This is a genomic window from Streptosporangium becharense (genome assembly GCF_014204985.1).
GTDB lineage: Bacteria > Actinomycetota > Actinomycetes > Streptosporangiales > Streptosporangiaceae > Streptosporangium > Streptosporangium becharense.
In genome coordinates this window covers 2,797,848-2,816,018 of record NZ_JACHMP010000001.1, presented here as the reverse complement: position 1 = coordinate 2,816,018, position 18,171 = coordinate 2,797,848, and the positions used below count along the sequence as shown (strand labels likewise).

At 73.5% G+C, this 18,171-nt stretch carries 13 protein-coding genes; 11 read left to right on the top strand and 2 right to left on the bottom strand.

Translation table 11 applies throughout. The annotated features are described in order from the left end of the window. Positions 1 to 45 precede the first annotated feature (45 nt). Positions 46 to 1,644 carry an ArnT family glycosyltransferase gene (locus F4562_RS11975; protein WP_311733836.1) on the bottom strand — a complete coding sequence of 533 codons (1,599 nt, stop codon included), beginning with the start codon at positions 1,642 to 1,644 and terminating at the stop codon, positions 46 to 48. Positions 1,645 to 1,735: 91 nt separating this feature from the next. Here F4562_RS11975 and F4562_RS11970 point away from each other — a divergent pair, with 91 nt between their 5' ends. From F4562_RS11970 to F4562_RS11955, 4 genes are all read left to right on the top strand, one after another. Further along, on the top strand, positions 1,736 to 3,889 hold the full coding sequence (locus tag F4562_RS11970; RefSeq protein ID WP_184538668.1) for a hypothetical protein: 2,154 nt from the start codon (positions 1,736 to 1,738) through the stop codon (positions 3,887 to 3,889). Between the two features lie 203 nt (positions 3,890 to 4,092). After that, a complete protein-coding gene (locus F4562_RS11965) occupies positions 4,093 to 4,944 on the top strand; it encodes a permease-like cell division protein FtsX (protein WP_184538670.1) in 852 nt (283 codons plus the stop codon). Between the two features lie 286 nt (positions 4,945 to 5,230). Continuing rightward, on the top strand, positions 5,231 to 6,124 hold the full coding sequence (locus F4562_RS11960) for a glycosyltransferase family 2 protein (RefSeq protein ID WP_184538672.1): 894 nt from the start codon (positions 5,231 to 5,233) through the stop codon (positions 6,122 to 6,124). Positions 6,125 to 6,127: 3 nt separating this feature from the next. Further along, positions 6,128 to 7,318 (top strand): glycosyltransferase family 4 protein, encoded by a 1,191-nt coding sequence (locus tag F4562_RS11955; RefSeq protein WP_184538674.1) that lies wholly within the window; start codon positions 6,128 to 6,130, stop codon positions 7,316 to 7,318. Here F4562_RS11955 and F4562_RS11950 read toward each other — a convergent pair. After that, the gene (locus tag F4562_RS11950; RefSeq protein ID WP_184538676.1) at positions 7,273 to 8,217 is read right to left on the bottom strand and encodes a lysylphosphatidylglycerol synthase transmembrane domain-containing protein; all 945 of its coding nucleotides are present in this window, start codon (positions 8,215 to 8,217) and stop codon (positions 7,273 to 7,275) included. The two genes, F4562_RS11955 and F4562_RS11950, sit on opposite strands and share 46 nt — an antisense overlap. Before the next feature lie 67 nt (positions 8,218 to 8,284). Here F4562_RS11950 and F4562_RS11945 point away from each other — a divergent pair, with 67 nt between their 5' ends. From F4562_RS11945 to F4562_RS11915, 7 genes are all read left to right on the top strand, one after another. Further along, positions 8,285 to 9,124, top strand: a complete 840-nt coding sequence (locus F4562_RS11945; RefSeq protein ID WP_311733837.1) for a class I SAM-dependent methyltransferase — start codon at positions 8,285 to 8,287, stop codon at positions 9,122 to 9,124. Next, positions 9,121 to 10,047, top strand: a complete 927-nt coding sequence (locus F4562_RS11940) for a lysylphosphatidylglycerol synthase domain-containing protein (protein WP_184538678.1) — start codon at positions 9,121 to 9,123, stop codon at positions 10,045 to 10,047. Before F4562_RS11945 ends, F4562_RS11940 begins: the two co-directional genes overlap by 4 nt. An 89-nt stretch (positions 10,048 to 10,136) precedes the next feature. Further along, positions 10,137 to 11,258 carry a glycosyltransferase family 4 protein gene (locus F4562_RS11935; RefSeq protein ID WP_184538680.1) on the top strand — a complete coding sequence of 374 codons (1,122 nt, stop codon included), beginning with the start codon at positions 10,137 to 10,139 and terminating at the stop codon, positions 11,256 to 11,258. Between the two features lie 17 nt (positions 11,259 to 11,275). Next, positions 11,276 to 12,370 (top strand): mannose-1-phosphate guanylyltransferase, encoded by a 1,095-nt coding sequence (manB, locus tag F4562_RS11930; protein ID WP_184538682.1) that lies wholly within the window; start codon positions 11,276 to 11,278, stop codon positions 12,368 to 12,370. Between the two features lie 19 nt (positions 12,371 to 12,389). Next, entirely contained in the window at positions 12,390 to 13,286 is an 897-nt protein-coding gene (locus F4562_RS11925) for a DNA-3-methyladenine glycosylase family protein (protein WP_184538684.1), read from the top strand. A 346-nt stretch (positions 13,287 to 13,632) separates the two neighbouring features. Next, complete coding sequence (locus F4562_RS11920; RefSeq protein ID WP_184538686.1) at positions 13,633 to 16,236, top strand: bifunctional FO biosynthesis protein CofGH; 2,604 nt, start codon at positions 13,633 to 13,635, stop codon at positions 16,234 to 16,236. Positions 16,237 to 16,356: 120 nt separating this feature from the next. After that, positions 16,357 to 18,075, top strand: a complete 1,719-nt coding sequence (locus tag F4562_RS11915; protein ID WP_312872108.1) for a substrate-binding and VWA domain-containing protein — start codon at positions 16,357 to 16,359, stop codon at positions 18,073 to 18,075. Positions 18,076 to 18,171: the final 96 nt, after the last annotated feature.

Here is an 18,171-nt window from a genome sequence, read left to right as displayed (position 1 = left end):
GACCGCCCCCCTGCCGCCGCCACGATGATCCGGCGGTCAGCATACTCAAGTCCTGACATTTAATGGAATGTTACCGAAATTAGGTTTACGAACGCTTAATGCCGCTGCGAGGCATGCGGCGGGTACGGCCGGCAGGACGTACCGGTAGTCGAACTCCGCCACCGCCGGGGGCATCACCAGCAGCGTCGCCGCGACCGCCCACGGCAGCGCCCAGGCCGCCGGTACGGCCGCCGGGCCGTTCACCGATCCGACGGCCGTACCGGTCGCAGGTCCGGTCACCGGGCCGTTCGTGGGGTTGTCCGTCGGTCCGGGCGCCGTTCCGGTCGTCGGCGCGGTCGTCGATCCGGGGCGCTCGGTGCCCTCGGTGCTTCCCGTGCCCTCGACGTCCCCCGGGTCCCCCGTGCGTCCCGTACCCGGCGACACCCGCGCCGGGCGCCCGGCGCGCAGCCGCTGCGCTCCCGCCACCACCGGCGGGACGAGCAGGAGGACCAGCAGCGCCGCGCCGGGCAGCCCGGCGACGGACTGGTAGGCGCGGATCCAGCCCGCGTACGGCTCGACGATCCGCGGCTCGATCGGGCCCGCCTCGTAACGCCGCGCGAACTCGGCGCCCACCATGGCCGGGTAGCGTCCCGGCGGCGCGGGCCGCGTCTCGGGGAACTCGTAGTAGTCGTAGATCTCCCGGTCCGGGTAGACCGGCCGGCCCAGGGTGAACGAGCGGGCCAGTTCCGCGGTGACCGAGCTCAGGTAGTCGAGCGGCTGGCTCCGGATGGCGAGCGACGCGAACCGTGCGGCCAGCTCGTCGCTCTCCCGGGTGAAGGTGATGCCGGGCCGCCGGACGAGCGGCGAGTCCGGGCTCCAGACGTACTCCTGCGCGGGAGGCCGCTTCGCGGGTGGCCGGGGGTCGCACAGGGTCGCCAGATCCGGCGGCGGCCTCATCACCGCGCAGTCGGCGAACGTCATCGTCTTGGCGTACAGGAAGACGCCGTTCGCGCCGACGATGCCGATCCGCTGGTGGGTCGCGTAGAACCAGGCGCCGTACCCGATGACCGGCACCGCCGCCGCGGCCAGCATCACGCCGGCCAGGAACACCCGGCCCCGCTCCCGGACGATCAGCCAGCCCGCGAACACCGCCACCAGCGGCAGCCCCACGGTCCTGGTCAGCGTGGCCGCGGCGAGCAGCAGCCCGATCCCGCACGCCGTGCGCCACCCGGGCGACCGGCGTACCCCCAGGCAGGCCGCGGCCGTGACCAGCAGCCCGAACAGGGTGTCGGAGACCAGCAGGTGCTCCAGTTCGATCTGGTAGGCGTCCAGCAGGGCGGGGGCGGAGGCGAGCGTCGCGGCCCAGCCGGGAGCGCGCAGCCGCCGGGCGGTGAGGTAGACCAGCACGCCGACGCAGAGCCCCATCAGGTGCTGGACCAGCGTGACGAGGGCGAAACTGTGGAACGGTTCGAGCAGCCGCAGGAACATCGGGTAGCCCGCCGGGCGGACCAGGTCGGGGCGGGGCTTGAGCGCGGTCACCACGTAGGTGTAGGAGTCGGGGAACCACAGCGCCGGCCGGTAGCCCAGCATCGCCACCGCCCGCAGCGCGGCCCCCACCCCCAGCACGCCCAGGAACCAGCGGTGCCGCCGCGCCCACCCGAACACTCTTCCCCCTCCTCGCGCGCTGCGCGTACGCTACCGGCTCCCGCCGGATCCCCGCGCTCGGGCGGGGCTGCCACTACGCTCGGGTCGAGCCATGAGGATCGCCTGGTTTGACCCCGCGCGCAGGCCCTCGGCGGGCAGGGTGCTCGCCGTGGCCTCGGTCGTGCCCGCCCTCGTGCTGGCGGGCTGGCTGCTGGCCGGGCTGCCGCTGCTGCTCCTGGGCGTCTTCCGGCCGCTCGCCGTCGTCCCGCCGGGCCTGCTGGTGATCGCGCTGCTGTGCCGGTACGGCCTGCGCCGCCTGCCCGAGACCGTCGAGGCGACCGCCTGGCAGGTCACCGGGGTGCTGGGAGTGGCCCTGGCCTCGGGCGTGTGCAACGCCCTGCTCCACAGCGAGCAGCTGATCGTCCGCCGCGACCCGGCCACCTACGCGCAGTACGCCGTCTGGCTGGCCCGGCACGGCTCGCTGCCCGTCCCCGCGGACCCGCAGGCGTTCGGCGGCCCCGACCCGGGGCTGCGCTTCGACAGCGTGGGCTTCTACGACCACGGCGGCGCGGTCGTGCCGCAGTTCATGCCGGGACCGCCGATGGTCCACGCGGTGGGTGCCTGGCTGGGCGACCTGGCCGGGATGCTGCTGGTGCCGCCGCTACTGGGGGCGGCGGCCGTGCTCGTCCTCGCCGGGGTGGTCGCCCGCCTGGCCGGCGCCCGCTGGGCCCCGCTCGCCGCGCTGGCGTTCGCGGTCAGCCTCCCGATCGTCTACACCTCGCGTACGACCTTCAGTGAGATCCCGTCGATGATCATGCTCTTCGGCGGGCTCGCGCTGCTGCACGACGCGCGGGTGCGGCTCCGCTCGGGCGTCACCGGTGTCGGCTACCTGCCGTCCGCTCCTTCGGGGGAGGACCCGAGGCGGGTCCGCGCGGCGCAACCGGGCGACGCCCTCGCCGGAGCCGCGCTGGCGGGGCTGGTGTTCGGACTGGCCGTCCTGGTGCGGATCGACGGGCTGCGCGACGTGCTCCCCGTGCTCGGCTACGCCGGGCTGCTGGTCGCCGTGCGCCGGGCTGGGGGCCGGGAGGAGGGGCGGCTCGGCCTCCCGCTGCTCGCCGGGCTGGTCACCGGGGCCGGGCTAGGCCTGCTCGCCGGGCGGCTGCTGGCCGCGCCGTACCTGGAGTACCTGTCCGGCTCGCTCGTCCCGCTGCTGGCCATCTGCGGCGCGTTCGCCGCCCTCATGCTGGCCGTGGTGGCGCTCGCCCCCCGGCTCGCCGCCCCGCTGCGCCGGCTCGGCCGGACACCGCGGCTGCCCGAGGCCGCCGCCGCGGCGGTCGCGCTGATCATGGTGGTCTTCGCGGCCCGGCCGTGGCTGCAGACCGTCGTCCGGCGGCCCGTCACGCCGGAAGACCAGACCACCGCGCAGTTCATCACCGTGATCCAGCGCGCCAACGGGCTGTCGCCCGACGGCACGCGCCTGTACTACGAGGACTCGCTGTACTGGGTGGTCTGGTACGTCGGCGTGCCCGCGGTGGTCCTGGCCACCCTCGCGGCGGCCGTGCTCGCGCGCAGGCTCGTCAGGGGCACCGGGGCCGGCTGGCTGCTGCCGCTGGCCGTCGTCGGCTGGACCACGGTCACCACCCTCTACCGCCCGGCGATCACTCCCGACCAGCCGTGGGCCGCCCGGCGGCTGGTCCCCGTGGTCGTCCCCGGGCTCGTCCTGCTGGCCGTCTGGGGGCTGCGCTGGGTGCGGGACAAGGCACGCAGGTCCGGGTACGGCCCCGCGGCGCAGGCCCGCGTCGCCGCGGCGGGCGCGGTCCTCCTCCTCGTCCCGCCCGTGATCACCACGGCGGGGACGTTCCTCACGCCGGTCGAGCGCGGCGAGCGCGCCGCCGTCGAGGCGATGTGCGCGGCGCTCCCGCCGCGGGCCTCGGTGCTGATCGTGGAGCGCGTCACCGGCGACCGCTTCACCCAGGTCGTCCGCGGCACCTGCGGCGTTCCCACCGCCCGGGTCCCCGCCCTGCGGGGTGACGTCCCACCCGGCTCCGAGGTGCTCCGGCTGGCCGACCGCGTCCGCGCCGCCGGGCGTGTCCCGGTCCTGCTCGCCGCCGGGGCCGCCCAGCTCTCCGCGTACGGCATGCCCGTCCGGGTCATGGCGCTGCGCACCCGCCAGGACGAGCGCTCCCTGATCTCCCCGCCCGACACCACCTGGTCGCTCTCGGTCGACGTCTGGATGGCCGTGCCGCGACCCGCCGGATCCGGTTGACCGACCGGTCACGGTACCCGCGCGAGCGCTCCCGGGGCCACCGCCCCGCCCGGCGCCGCGCTGCCCGTCCGGTTCCGTCTCAGGGGGGACACATGCGGCTCGGCGGACGGTTCGTTGTCCTGCCCGGCATCCTTTTCGTGTCACTTGTTGCAGTTTCTGCATAGCGGTTGCCGTCGAATAGGAAGATCGTCATAGTCGGGCGGGTGGAATCGCAGAAACCCCCCGCGGGCAGGGCCGGGCGTGCCCTGTTGTCCGGCGGGATGATGATCGCCGTCCTGTGCGGGACGGCCGGGACCGCGTACGCGGACGGTCCCGACGACACCTGGTACGCCCCGCCGAGCAGTGTCGAGGTCTCCCAGCCGCCGGTCGGCCCCTGGCCCGAGGGCGGGACGTTCACCGTCTTCCTGTGCGGGGACGACAGCCCCTTCGACCGGTGCCGGGAGAAGGTGATCACCCCCAAGCAGAAGCGGGCGCTGGAGGCGAAGCTGCGGGCGATGCCGCAGGTGACCAAGGTGCGGTTCGAGCCCCGCAAGGAGGTGGGGGAGACGGCCGTCAAGGAGTTCGCCCACGACAGGGCCGTCCCCGCCGGCCTCCGGACCGGGGACGTGGCGCAGGCGTTCACCGGCACGCTCCGCCGCCGGGCCGACATCGCCCCGTTCACCTCCGCCCTCAGGAAGGTCGCGGGCGTCGGCGACGTCGCGACCCGGGGCGGCTCCTTCTGGGCGGGCAAGGCGGACGTCGTCATCAGGCTGTGCGGGCCCGGCGACGAACCGTCCGACACCTGCGACGGGAACGACCCGGCGACCTTCCGGGACCGGGAGCGGATCGAGGCCAGGCTGGGCACCGTGGAGGGCGTGGAGAAGGTCTACTTCGCCGACGTCGAGCACGCCAGGCGGACCGCGACGTTCACCGCCGTCAGCCGCGACTTCCGCTCCGCGCAGTTCTCCGAGTCCTACTACGTCAGGGTCGCCGACCGCCGCGACGCCGAGACGCTGATCGACACGATCAAGGTGTTCCCCGGCGTCGGCGACGCCGGCCTCGTGGGCTCCGGCTGAGGCCCGCGGGTTGGACACGCCGTTGTCCGGGACACACCGTTATCCGGGCCACGCCGGGACGACGCGCCACGCCGGGACGACGCACCCGGGACGGGCGACGTGCTCGTCCCGGGCCGTGAGCCCGGGCCGTGAGCCCCAGACGGGCGGACCGGGCGGACGGACCGTGTGGACGGACCGTGGACGACGACCGAGCCGCCCGCGGGGGTGAAGTGCGTCCGGCTTCCAGCCGGGCAGAGTATCCTCGCCGGTCGAGAGTACGCCCGAGAACCCCGAGAGTGGATCAGCTGTGGACGCAACGCCGTACGTGACCATCGTCCTGCCGTGTTACAACGAGCAGGACCACGTCATCGACGAGGTCGAGCGCATCTGCGGCGCGATGGACGACAGCGGATACACCTACGAGCTGGTGGCGGTCGACGACTTCTCCACCGACGAGACGCTCGCCAGGCTCCAGGAGGCCGCGCCGCGGTTCCCGAACATGCGGATCCGGGCGTTCCACCGCAACGGCGGCTCCGGGACGGTCCGCAGGATCGGCACCCAGGAGGCCCGCGGCGAGATCGTCGTGTGGACCGACGCCGACATGACCTACCCCAACGAGCGCATCCCCGAGCTCGTCCGGATCCTGGAGAAGGACCCGACGATCGACCAGGTCGTCGGCGCGCGGACCAGCGAGGAGGGCTCCCACAAGCTTCTGCGGGTGCCGGCCAAGTGGTTCATCCGCAAGGTGGCCGAGCGGCTGGCCGGGCAGAAGATCCCCGACCTGAACAGCGGTCTGCGGGCGTTCCGCAAGTCGGTCGCCAAGCCGTACCTGCGGCTGCTGCCGCCCGGGTTCTCCTGCGTCACCACGATCACGCTGTCGTTCCTGTCGAACCAGCACGACGTCTACTACCTGCCGATCGAGTACAGCAAGCGGGCGGGGAAGTCGAAGTTCAGCTTCGTCTCCGACGCCTACCGCTACATCCTGCAGGTGCTGCGGATGGTCATGTACTTCAACCCGCTCAAGGTGCTCATGCCGCCCGCCATCTGGCTGGTCTGCATCGGTCTGGCCAAGGGGGTCTACGACAACGTCAAGACGCCGTTCTACCTGGCCAGCAACACCATTGTGATCTTCCTGTCCGGCCTGCTCATCGGTTCGCTGGCGCTGCTGGCCGACCTGATCGTGCGTTCCAGGAACGAGTAGCGCGTGCGGATCGCGATCGTCGGGCCCACCTACCCGTACAAGGGCGGCGGCGCCGCGCACACCACCGAGCTCGCCCACCGGCTCGCGTCCGCCGGGCACGACGTGGTGATCGAGTCGTGGCGCGCGCAGTACCCGTCCTTCCTCTACCCGGGCCGGCAGACCGTCGAGGCCCCCGACGGGGAGCCGTTCGGCCGTGTCCGGCGCGACCTCGACTGGCGCCGCCCGGACGGCTGGGTCGCGTGCGGGCGGCGGCTGCGCTCCGCGGACCTGGTGGTCCTGGCCGTGCTCAGCCCGGTGCAGGTCCCGCCCTACCTGGGCATCCTGGCCGGTCTGCGCCGCCGGACCCGGGTGGTGGCGCTCTGCCACAACGTGCTGCCGCACGAGCGCAAGCCGTATGACACGCCGCTGATGCGGGCGCTGCTGCGCCGGGTGGACCGGGTGCTCGTCCACTCCGAGGGGCAGGCGGCCCTGGCCCGCGAGCTGGCACCCGCGCCGGTGACGGTGGCCGAGATGGCGCCGCACCTGCCCGCCGCCTCGCACGGGTCCGCGTCGCAGAGCCCCGCACCGGCGCGACCCGCGTCGCGGAAGCCCGCACCGGACGGCTCCACGTCGGACGCCTCCGCACCGGAAGGCTCCGCACCCGCCGACCCCGCGCCGGGGTCCGCCGCGGGGGAGGGCGTGCACCGCAGGCTGCTGTTCTTCGGGCTGGTCCGGCCGTACAAGGGGCTCGACCTGCTGATCCGGGCCCTGCCGGAGGGCGTCTCGCTGCGGGTGGCGGGGGAGTTCTGGGGCGGTCTGGCGGAGACCGAGGCGCTGGTCGCCGAGCTGGGGCTGGGCGACCGGGTGGAGCTGCGGCCGGGCTACGTGGCGGCCGGGGACGTGCCGGGGCTGTTCGAGGACGTGGACGCGCTGGTCCTGCCGTACCGGAGCGGGACGGCCAGCCAGCAGGTGTGGCTCGGTCACGAGCGGGGCGTGCCGGTGATCGCCACCCGGGTCGGCACGCTCGGCGACCACGTCACCGACGGGGTGGACGGGTTGCTGGTCGAACCCGGCTCGGTGGAGGCGCTGCGCGCGGCGCTGGAGGAGTTCTACCGTCCCGGCGAGCCCGAGCGGCTGCGCGCCGGGGTCAAGGCCGTCGACCCGGCCCCCTACTGGGAGGTGTACGTCGCCGCCCTGGTCTCCGGGGGACGCTGAGCGCGACGGCCCAGGCCGAACCCGATGCCCGCCCAGGCCACGTCGGTGAAGGTGAACGCCAGCCGGGAGACCAGCGCGGCGACGATGGCGTTGGGCGTGCCGATCGTCGGCGCGAGGACCAGCACCAGCGCACCCTCGCGCACGCCCACCCCGGCCGGGATGAACGCGAACAGCAGACCGGTGGCCCAGGCGAAGGCGTAGGCCCCGGCGCCGAGCAGGTAGAGCGAGAAGTCGCCGGTCAGGTCGCCCACGACCAGCCACAGGTGCAGGCCGTACACCAGCCAGCCGAGGATCGTCCACGCGGTGACCCTCAGCAGCGTGCCGCCGGAGAGCACCTGGTCGAAGGGTTCCCGGCGGGCGATCCGCAGCGCCAGGTTCAGGCCCCAGGCGAGGATCCTCGGGTGCAGGCAGACGACGATCACCGGGATGATCAGGACGAGGTACCAGGTCCGCTCGGCCACCGACCGGGCGGTGAACGGCAGCGTGGCGGCGGCGAGGCCGACCGCGCAGCCGAGCGAGACCAGCAGGCCGAGCGAGGTGGCGCCGAAGGTGCGCTTGGGCGGGCAGCCGTGGTCACGGCCCAGCTCCATCATCGCGGCGTAGGCCCAGACCGAGCCCGGGACGTACTTGCCGAGCTGGCCGACGAACAGCACGCGCGCGGCGACGCGGTACGGGAGCTCGGAGCCGAGCCCGGTGAGGACCCGCCGCCAGGCGATCATCATGATCCAGGCCCCGGCCATGACCGCGGCGAACGCCCCCGCCACCGACCACCACGACAGCCGGGCGAGCGCCGCGAGGGTGTCACCCGCGTTGCGGGCCAGGCCGTAGCCGACGAAGGCCAGCGCGACCAGGGCGAGCAGGACGCGCAGCAGACGGCTTGACCGCAGGCGGCTGAGCATCGGTCAAGGATACGACGCGGGCGTTACCGGACGGTAGGGTTCGGCCGCGCCGGTACCCTAGGGCCCCGTGGGCACGAAAAGAGTGGCGCAGCTTGAGTACTCCGAGTTCCAGGCGGCGATGCTGGACGAGGAGAAGCGCCGCCGTAAGGCCGCGAAGATCGTGGCGGTGCTCGCGCACTTCCTCGGCCGGGACGAGAACGTCCTGGAAGGGCTCACGGTCGCCGACATCGGGTGCTCGGCCGGGTTCATCGCCGACGAGCTGGCCTCGGCGGGTGCGAGCCGCGCCTTCGGCGTCGACATCGACGTGCCCGGCCTGCGCAGGGCGGCCCAGCGGTTCGGCGACCGCGTCGCGTTCGTGTGCGCCGACGGCACCGCGCTGCCCTTCCCCGACGGATCGGTCGACGTGCTGGTCTTCAACCACATCTACGAGCACGTGGTCGACCCGGACGCGATCATGGCGGAGATGCACCGGGTGCTCGCCGACGGCGGTGTGCTCTACCTGGGCCTGGGCAACCGGCTCGGGGTGATGGAACCGCACTACAAGCTGCCGTTCCTGTCGTACCTGCCGCCCGCGCTCGCCGACCGCTACGTCCGGCTGTCCGGCCGCGCCGACAGCTACTACGAGCGTTACCGCACCCGCCGCGGCCTGCGCAGGATGGTGCGCGGCTTCGAGGTCTGGGACTACACCTTCCCCGTGCTCGCCACCCCGGCGGCGTTCGCCGGCAAGGAGTTGTTCGGCGGCCCGGCCGGGCGGCTGGCCGAGGGTGTGCTGGCCCGGTTGCCCCGGGCCGTGCTGCGTGCCCTGCTGCCGGTGGTGCCGACCTACCTGTGGGTGGCGACCAAGGGCGGCCGCCGGCCGGCGGGGGCGTCCCTGCCCCGGCCGCCCGAGCGGGTCGACCCGCTGTGAGACGTCTGCTCCGCGTCGTCTTCCTCCTGGTGGCGCTGGGGTTCGGTGCCTGGGTGGTGGCGGGCCAGTGGGACGCGGTCCGCGCCGGGTTCGCCCGGCTGTCGTGGTGGTCGGCGGCGCTCTCGCTGGTCGCCGTGGTCGCGGCGCTCGGCGGCGGGATGATGACATGGCGGGCGTTGCTGGCCGACCTGGGCTCGCCGCTGCCCCTGCGCGCGGGGGCGAAGGTCTTCTTCGTCGGCCAGCTCGGCAAGTACATCCCCGGTTCGCTCTGGCCGGTGCTCGCCCAGATGGAGATGGGCCGCGAGCTGGGCGTCCCCCGGGCACGGAGCGCGACGGCGTTCTTCCTGACGCTGCCGGTGCAGCTCGGCAGCGGGCTGGTGCTGTCGGGGGTGACGCTGCTGGCGGCGTCGCCGGGAGCCGCCGCCCCGTACGCGTGGGCGTTCCTGCTGGTCCCGGTGCTCGCGGTGGCCTTCGAGCCGCGGGTGGTCAACGCGGTCATCGGATTCGGGCTGCGCAGGCTCGGGCGTGAGCCGCTGGAGCGCCCGCTCACCCGCCGGGGCATGATCGCCGCGCTGGGGTGGGCACTGCTCGGCTGGGTGGCCTACGGGCTGCATCTGGCGGCGATCGTCCACGACCTGGGGGCGTCGGGCCCGTCCGCGGTCGTGTTCTCCGTGGGAGCGTTCGCGCTCTCCTGGTGCCTGGGCATCATGACGTTCGTGGTCCCGGCCGGGGCGGGGGTGCGGGAGGTGGCGATGGTGGCCGTCCTGGCGCCGGTCCTCGACCGGGGGACGGCCATCGCGGCGGCGCTCTGCTCCAGGATCGTGATCGTTCTCGGCGACCTGCTCTGCGCGGGTCTGGCGGGTCTGGCCGCGCGACGCGCCGGCGATCCCAGGCGGGATCACACTCCAGGAAAAGCCGTGTGATTTCGCCCACGTTCTCGGAGAATCTGGCAATAGAGTAAACAGCAAAGGGACGATCGTCCCGTTTTGGATCTTGAGGGGGGCGATCCTTCTTGACGCCGAGAGTGCTCGTCGACGCGGCCGCGGTCCCGGCCGATCGCGGTGCGCTGATCAGGTACGTCGATGGGCTCGTCGCCGCGCTGGACAGGGCGGGCGCCAACCTGGTGGTCGTCTGCCAGCGGGCCGACGCCGCGCGCTACGCCGGGCTCGCGCCTTCGGCCCGGATCGTTCCAGGGCCGCACGACATCACCAACCGGGCCGCCAGACTGGCGTGGGAGCAGACGGGGCTGCCGCTGCTCGCCCGCCAGGTCGCCGCCGAGGTGATCCACGCCCCCTACTACTCGATCCCCCTCCGCTCGGGCCTGCCGACCGTGGCGACCGTGCACGACCTGACGTGCTTCACCGAGCCGTTGCAGCACGACGCGGTCAAGGCGGCGTTCTTCCGCTCGGCGACCCGCACCGCGGTCCGGCACGCCTCCCGGGTGGTGGTGCCCTCCAAGGCGACGAGGGACGAGCTGATCCGGGTGCTCTCGGCCGACCCGACCCGGATCGACGTCGCCTACCACGGGGTCGATCCCGCGCTGTTCCACCCGCCGTCCGAGCAGGAGCTCAAGCACGCCGCCGACCGGCTTGGCCTGCGCGGCGCCCCGTACGTGGCCTTCCTCGGCCCGCTGGAGCCGCGCAAGAACGTGCCGAACCTGATCCGGGGTTTCGTCCGCGCGGTCCGGGAGGTGCCCGACCCGCCGGTGCTGGTGCTCGCCGGAGGCGTCCACAACCCCGAGGTGGACGCCGCGGTGGGGGAGGTCCCCTCGACCGTGCGGGTGCTCCGCCCCGGCTTCCTGTCCTTCACCGACCTGCCCGGTTTCCTGGGCGGGGCGCTCGTGGCCGCCTTCCCCTCCCGGGGGGAGGGGTTCGGGCTGCCCGTGTTGGAGGCGATGGCCTGCGGCGCCCCGGTGCTCACCACGCACCGCACCTCGCTGCCCGAGGTGGGCGGCGACGCGGTCGCCTACACCGAGCCCGACGCCGCGAGCATCGCCGAGGCGCTGGGAACGCTGCTGTCGTCGCCGGAACGCCGTCAGGAGCTCTCCGCCGCCGGGATCGCCCGCGCCGCGGAATTCACCTGGGACGCCTCGGCTGAGGCGCACATCCTCGCCTACCAACGCGCGATCGAGTAGTGAGCTACCCTCGCGGGATGACGGAGACCCCTTTGCCGGATCTTGAGGCGATCCTCCTTGTCGGTGGACAGGGAACGCGCCTGCGTCCCCTGACGCTCGGGACGCCCAAGCCGCTGTTGCCGACTGCGGGCGTTCCCTTCCTCGCCCACCAGCTGGCCCGTGCCCGGTCGTTCGGCGTGCGGCGCATCGTCTTCGCCACCTCCTACCGCGCGGAGATGTTCTCCGAGGCGTTCGGGGACGGGGCGGCCTTCGGCCTGTCTCTCGAATACATGACGGAGGAGACCCCGCTCGGCACCGGCGGCGCCATCCGCAACGCCGCGCAGGCGCTGACCTGCGGCCCGGACGCCCCGGTGCTGGTGCTCAACGGTGACATCCTGTCCGGCCACGACATCGCCGACCAGGTCGCCACGCATGTCGCCAGGAAGGCCGCCGTCACCCTGCACCTGACCGAGGTGGACGACCCCTCCCGGTTCGGCTGCGTGCCGACCGACGAGACCGGCCGGGTGACCGCCTTCCTGGAGAAGACCCCCAACCCGGTCACCAACCGGATCAACGCCGGGTGCTACGTCTTCACCCGCTCGGTGATCGACACGATCCCGGCCGGTCAGGTCGTCTCGGTGGAGCGGGAGACCTTCCCCGGCCTGATCGAGGACGGCGCGCTGGTGCTCGGCTACGCCGACGCGTCCTACTGGCTCGACGTCGGCACCCCCGCCGCCTTCGTCAAGGGCTCGCGCGACCTGGTGCTGGGCCGGCTCGTCTCGCCCGCGCTGCCCGGCCCGCCCGGTGACTTCCTCGCTCTGCCCGGCGCCATGATCTCGGCGGAGGCCAAGGTGGCCGGCGGTTCGGTGATCGGCGCGCGGGCGATCGTGGAGTCCGGCGCCCAGGTCAGCGGCAGCGTCCTGGGCGACGACTGCGTGGTCGACTCGGGGGCGGTCGTGGTCGACTCCGTGGTCGGCATCGGTGCCCGGGTCCACTCCGGAGCGGTCCTGAGAGACGTGATCGTCGGTGACGGCGCGGTGGTCGGCCCCGGCAACGAGCTGCTGGCGGGCAGCCGTGTCTGGCCCGGCGTGGTGCTCCCCGAGTCCGCGATCCGCTTCTCCAGCGACATCTGACCTTCCGCGGCGCGGCGTGATGATGGAGCGTGAGTGGCGCCCGGCCTGGCCGCTCGACCTGAGGCTGACGCTCGGCCCGCATCGGCGCGGGGCCGCGGACCCCACCTGGCACAAGGACGCGGCCGGGGCGATCTGGCGGACCTCGCGGACGCCGGACGGGCCGGCGACGCTGCGCGTGGCGGCCCGCGGGGGGTGGGTGGCGGCCACGGCGTGGGGGCCGGGGGCGGAGTGGACGCTCCAGACGCTCCCCGCGCTGCTCGGCGCCGAGGACGACGTGACGGGGTTCACCCCCGGGCACGAGGCCGTGCGCAGGGCGGCGGGGCGTCACCCCGGGCTGCGGATCGGGCGGACGTTCCGGGTGCTGGAGGCCCTCGTCCCGGCCGTGCTGGAGCAGAAGGTCGTGCACACCGAGGCTCGGCGGGCGTGGCGGTGGCTGCTGCACCGGTACGGGGAGCCCGCACCGGGGCCCGCGCCGCGGGAGATGAGGGTCTTCCCCTCACCCGAGGTGTGGCGGTCGATCCCGTCGTGGGACTGGCACCGGGCCGGGGTGGAGGCCGTGCGCGCCCGTACGATCACCGGCGCGGCCGGGCACGCCGCGAAGCTGGAGGCCGCCGGGGGCAGCGCCGAGGCCGACCGGCTGCTGCGCGCGCTGCCCGGGGTCGGGGTGTGGACATCGGCGGAGGTGCGTCAGCGCTCGCACGGCGACGCGGACGCCGTCTCGGTCGGTGACTTCCACCTGCCGTCGCTGGTCGGCTGGTCGCTGGCCGGGGAGCGGACCGACGACGCCGGGATGCTGCGCCTGCTCGCACCCTACCGGGGGCACCGCCACCGGGTCAGCCGGCTGCTGGGCGTGGCCGGTGCGCGGCCACCCGCTCGCGGGCCGCGGGTGCCCGCACGGGACTATCGCTCGTTCTGAGCGCTCCGTCGTCCCAGGAGGGCATGGCGGGCTCGACGGGCTCGACCGGTTGCCAGTCGCGGCCGTCGCGCGTGTCCGCGCCGATCAGCGGGGCGAGGACGGAGACCACGGCGAGGGCAAGGAGAAACCAGATCATTTTCGGCTCCTGAACGGTTGGAGTTGGAGAGTGTGCGGCGGCGTGGTCGCGCGCCGTGGTCCGGAGACCCCGGACACCTCCAATTTATGCAGGCGCAACCATTTACGTCTATCGAGACTTGCTTCACTTAACTGTTTAGGAAACCTGAACTGCCTGGTCGGCCCGAGCCCCGCCGCCCGGTCGGTACGGACTGCGCCGTAATGTGCGGGCATGAGCGCGAACCCCACCGACAACGCGATGCGCCGGGCCCTGGCCAGGGCCCGCGACGGCAAGGCTCTCGACCCGGCTGAGGCCACCGTCCTGCTCCACGCGCGGGACGGGCACCTTGAGGATCTGCTCGCCCACGCCGGGAGGGTCAGGGACGCGGGCCTGGCGGCGGTCGGACGGCAAGGGATCATCACCTACAGCCGCAAGGTCTTCATCCCCCTGACGCGGCTGTGCCGCGACCGCTGCGGGTACTGCACGTTCGCCACCGCCCCGCACAAGCTCGACGCCCTGTTCCTCGGCCCCGACGAGGTCCTGGAGATCGCCCGGCGGGGTGCGGCGATGGGGTGCAAGGAGGCGCTGTTCACGCTGGGGGACCGGCCGGAGGACCGCTGGCACCAGGCCCGCGAGTGGCTGGACGCGCACGGCTACGACGACACGCTCTCCTACGTCCGCGCGATGGCCATCCGGGTCCTGGAGGAGACCGGCCTGCTGCCGCACCTCAACCCGGGCGTCATGACCTGGCGGGACCTCCAGCGGCTCAAGCCCGTCGCCCCCTCCATGGGCATGATGCTGGAGACGACCTCACGGCGGCTCTTCGAGGAGAAGGGGCAGGCGCACTACGGCTCACCCGACAAGGACCCCGCGGTCCGGCTGCGCGTGCTGGAGGACGCCGGTCGCACGAACGTGCCGTTCACCAGCGGCATCCTGATCGGCATCGGCGAGACCGTCGGGGAACGCGCCGAGTCGCTGTTCGCGCTGCGTGGGGTGGCGCGCGAGTACGGCGGGATCCAGGAGGTCATCGTCCAGAACTTCCGTGCCAAGCCCGACACCGCGATGCGCGGCATGCCGGACGCTGACCTGCAGGAACTGGCCGCCACGATCGCGGTGGCCCGCCTGGTGCTCGGTCCCAGGACACGGTTGCAGGCGCCGCCGAACCTCGTCGACTCCGAGTACGAACTGATGATCAGGGCGGGCATCGACGACTGGGGCGGCGTCTCGCCGCTGACCCCCGACCACGTCAATCCCGAGCGCCCCTGGCCGCAGATCGACGACCTGGCCGCCCGCACGGCCGCCGCCGGGTTCACCCTGCGCGAGCGGCTGACGGTCTACCCCGAGTACGTGCTGGCCGGGGAGCCCTGGCTGGACCCCAGGATCACCGCGCACGTGGCCGCCCTCGCCGACCCGGAGACCGGGCTCGCCCGCGAGGACGCGATCCCGGCCGGCCTTCCCTGGCAGGAGCCGGACGGCGGCTTCGCCGCCCTGGGCCGTACCGACCTGCACACGGCCGTCGACACGGAGGGACGCAGCGCCGACCGCCGCGACGACTTCGACCACGTCTACGGAGACTGGGAGGCGCTCAGAGAGAGGCTGCCCGCCGCCTCCCCGGCGGCCGTCCGCGGCGACGTGCGCGAGGCTTTGCGGCAGGCGGAGCGCGACCCCGCCGGGCTGAGCGACGAGGCGGCGCTGACCCTGCTGGACCTGGCCGGTGACCAGAACGGGACCGGCGCCGACGACGCCGCCCTGGACGAGCTGTGCCGCATCGCCGACGGGCTGCGCCGGGAGGCGGTCGGGGACGACGTCACCTACGTGGTGAACCGCAACATCAACTTCACCAACGTCTGCTACACCGGCTGCCGTTTCTGCGCCTTCGCGCAGCGCCGCACCGACGCCGACGCCTACACCCTCTCCCTGGAGCAGGTCGCCGACCGCGCCTGGGAGGGCTGGCAGGCCGGGGCGACCGAGGTCTGCATGCAGGGCGGCATCCACCCCGACATGCCGGGCACCGCGTACTTCGACATCGCCCGCGCGGTCAAGGCCCGGGTGCCGCAGATGCACGTCCACGCGTTCTCCCCGATGGAGGTCGTCAACGGCGCCAGCCGCACCAACCTGTCGATCGAGGACTGGCTGCTCGCCGCCAGGGAGGCGGGCGTCGACTCGCTGCCCGGCACCGCGGCCGAGATCCTCGACGACGACGTCCGCTGGGTGCTGACCAAGGGCAAGCTGCCCGCCGCGGAGTGGGTCGAGGTCATCACCACCGCGCACCGGGTGGGCATCCCCACGACCTCCACGATGATGTACGGCCACGTCGACGAGCACGGGCACTGGGTGCGGCACATCCGGCTGATCCGCCGCATCCAGGAGGAGACCGGCGGCTTCTCCGAGTTCGTGCTGCTGCCGTTCGTCCACCACAGCGCACCCATCTACCTGGCGGGCATCGCCCGGCCGGGACCCACCGCCCGGGAGAACCGGGCCGTACACGCCCTGGCCAGGATCCTGTTGCACGGCGCCGTCCCCAACATCCAGTGTTCCTGGGTGAAGCTCCAGGACGGCCTGTGCCGTGAGGTGCTCCGGGGCGGGGTGAACGACCTCGGCGGCACGCTCATGGAGGAGACGATCAGCCGGATGGCGGGGTCGGAGAACGGCTCCTTCAAGACGATCGGCGAGCTCGAGGCCATGGTGGCGCCCACCGGGCGACCGGTCCGGCAGCGGACCACCTCCTACGGCGTCCCGGACGCCGATCGGCTGGCCGCGGCCCGGGCGAGCGACGGCGTCTGCCGGAGCGTGCGGTCCGCCTCGCGTCCCCTACTGTCGCTTGAGCCGCAGTGAGGCTATAACAGGTTCTATATTTGTGTGCGTCACACCCGAGGTTCGTAGGGAGGACCGCTCCTCCCCCCGAAGCGAGAGGTCCCGCGCGTGCCCTCTGGTCGACACCGTGTGGGCGCCGACGTGCAGACACGCCGGCGCCGGATCCGTCTGAACCTGTCGCTGACGGCGATCGCGGTCGCGACCGTGATCGCCGGCGGCGCCGTCCTGGTGTTCGGCCAGGCACAGGGCTCGTGCTCGGACCGCGATCCGGTCCTGGTCGGCGTCGCCGCCGCCGTCGACATCGCCCCCACGGCCATGGAGGCGGCGGAGCGGTTCAACCGGAGCGGGACGGCCGTCGACGGCCGGTGCGTCCTGGTCCAGGTGACGGAGCAGCCGCCGGCCACCGTGCTCCGCACATTGATCGGCGACGCCGCCGGGATGCCCGGCGGACGCCCCGACGGCTGGATCTCCGACTCCTCGGCCTGGATCCGGCTCGCCCGCAAGCGGGAGGCCGCCGACCTGGCCGGCACCGAGACCGTCGTGGCCAGCTCACCCCTGGTCTTCGCCACCCGCAGGTCCCTCGCCCGGCGCTTCGCGGTGGGCGGGACCGGCATGGACTGGCGGATGGTCTTCCCCCCGACCACGCGCGGGCGGATCACCCCCACCGAGGACGAACCAGACGTGGTCCGCGTCCCCGACCCCTCGCTCGCGGGTGCCGGAATCGCCACCGTGGCCGCGGCCCGGGACGTCGTCGGCACCGGAGCGGAGGCCGACCGGGAGCTGACCGCCTTCGTCCGCTGGGCACAGGCGGGCGCGGCGCCCGACTACCGCAGCATGCTCACCGCCGTCGACGACCGCTCCTTCTGGAAGCGCCCGGTCGTGATCGTCCCCGAGCAGGCCGTGTGGGAGCACAACCGCCGGCCGTCCGACGACCCGGTGGTCGCCCTCCACCCCCGCGAGGGGACCGTCAACCTCGACTACCCCTACGTGGTCACCGCAGCCGACGGGGCCAGGGCGAGCGGCTCACGGGCCTTCGAGGCGTGGCTGCGCTCCCCGGAGACCCAGGAGGCGGCACGCCGGGCGGGCTTCCGCTCGGCGGACGGCGCGCTGGAGCCGTACTCACCGGGTCCGGAGATCCCCACCGCCCCGCCCAGCACCCGCCCGAGCATCCTGCCCGCCAGGATCGACGAGGCGCTGGAGGCGTGGAGCAGGCTCGCCCCGCCCACCAACGTCCTGGTCCTGGCCGACGCCGGGAAGCACATGGCCGAGCCCATCGCGGGTGACCGGGGCAGGACCAGGTTCACCGTCGCGCTCGAAGCCGCCCGGCTCGGGCTGCGGCTCTTCCCCGACTCCACGCACATGGGGATGTGGGAGTTCTCCTCCGTCAAGGGCGACGACCAGCGCGAGCGGGTGCGGATCGGGCCCATCGTCGAACCCGACGGCGGCCAGGTCACCCGGCGCGGCCTGCTGACGGAGCTGACCCGGACCCTGCGCGCCGACCCTGGAGCACCCAGCGCCTTGTACGACTCCGTCCTCGCCGGTTTCCGCGAGGTCACCGACGCCTACGACGGGAGGATGAACAACACCCTGCTCGTCATCACGGCGGGCAAGGACGACGGCAAGGGCGTCTCCGGCGCCGAACTGGTCCGCAGGCTCCGTGAGGAGTGGGACGCCGAGCGGCCGGTCCAGATCGTCGTCCTGGCCTTCGGCGCCGACCTCGACCGCGGCACTCTCGCCCAGGTGGCCTCCGTCACCAACGGCTCCCTGCACGTCGCCCGGGAGCCCGGCGAGATCATCGACGTGTTCCTGTCCGCCCTGGCCCGCCGGCTGTGCCACCCCACCTGCCGCGAACCCGCCTGACCGGCTTGACCTACCGCCGGGGCGCCGGTCTCCGTACGGTCGTGCCGTGATGCCCGGCCCGGCGCTCACGCCGCGGTTCCCGGATCACGCCGTAGC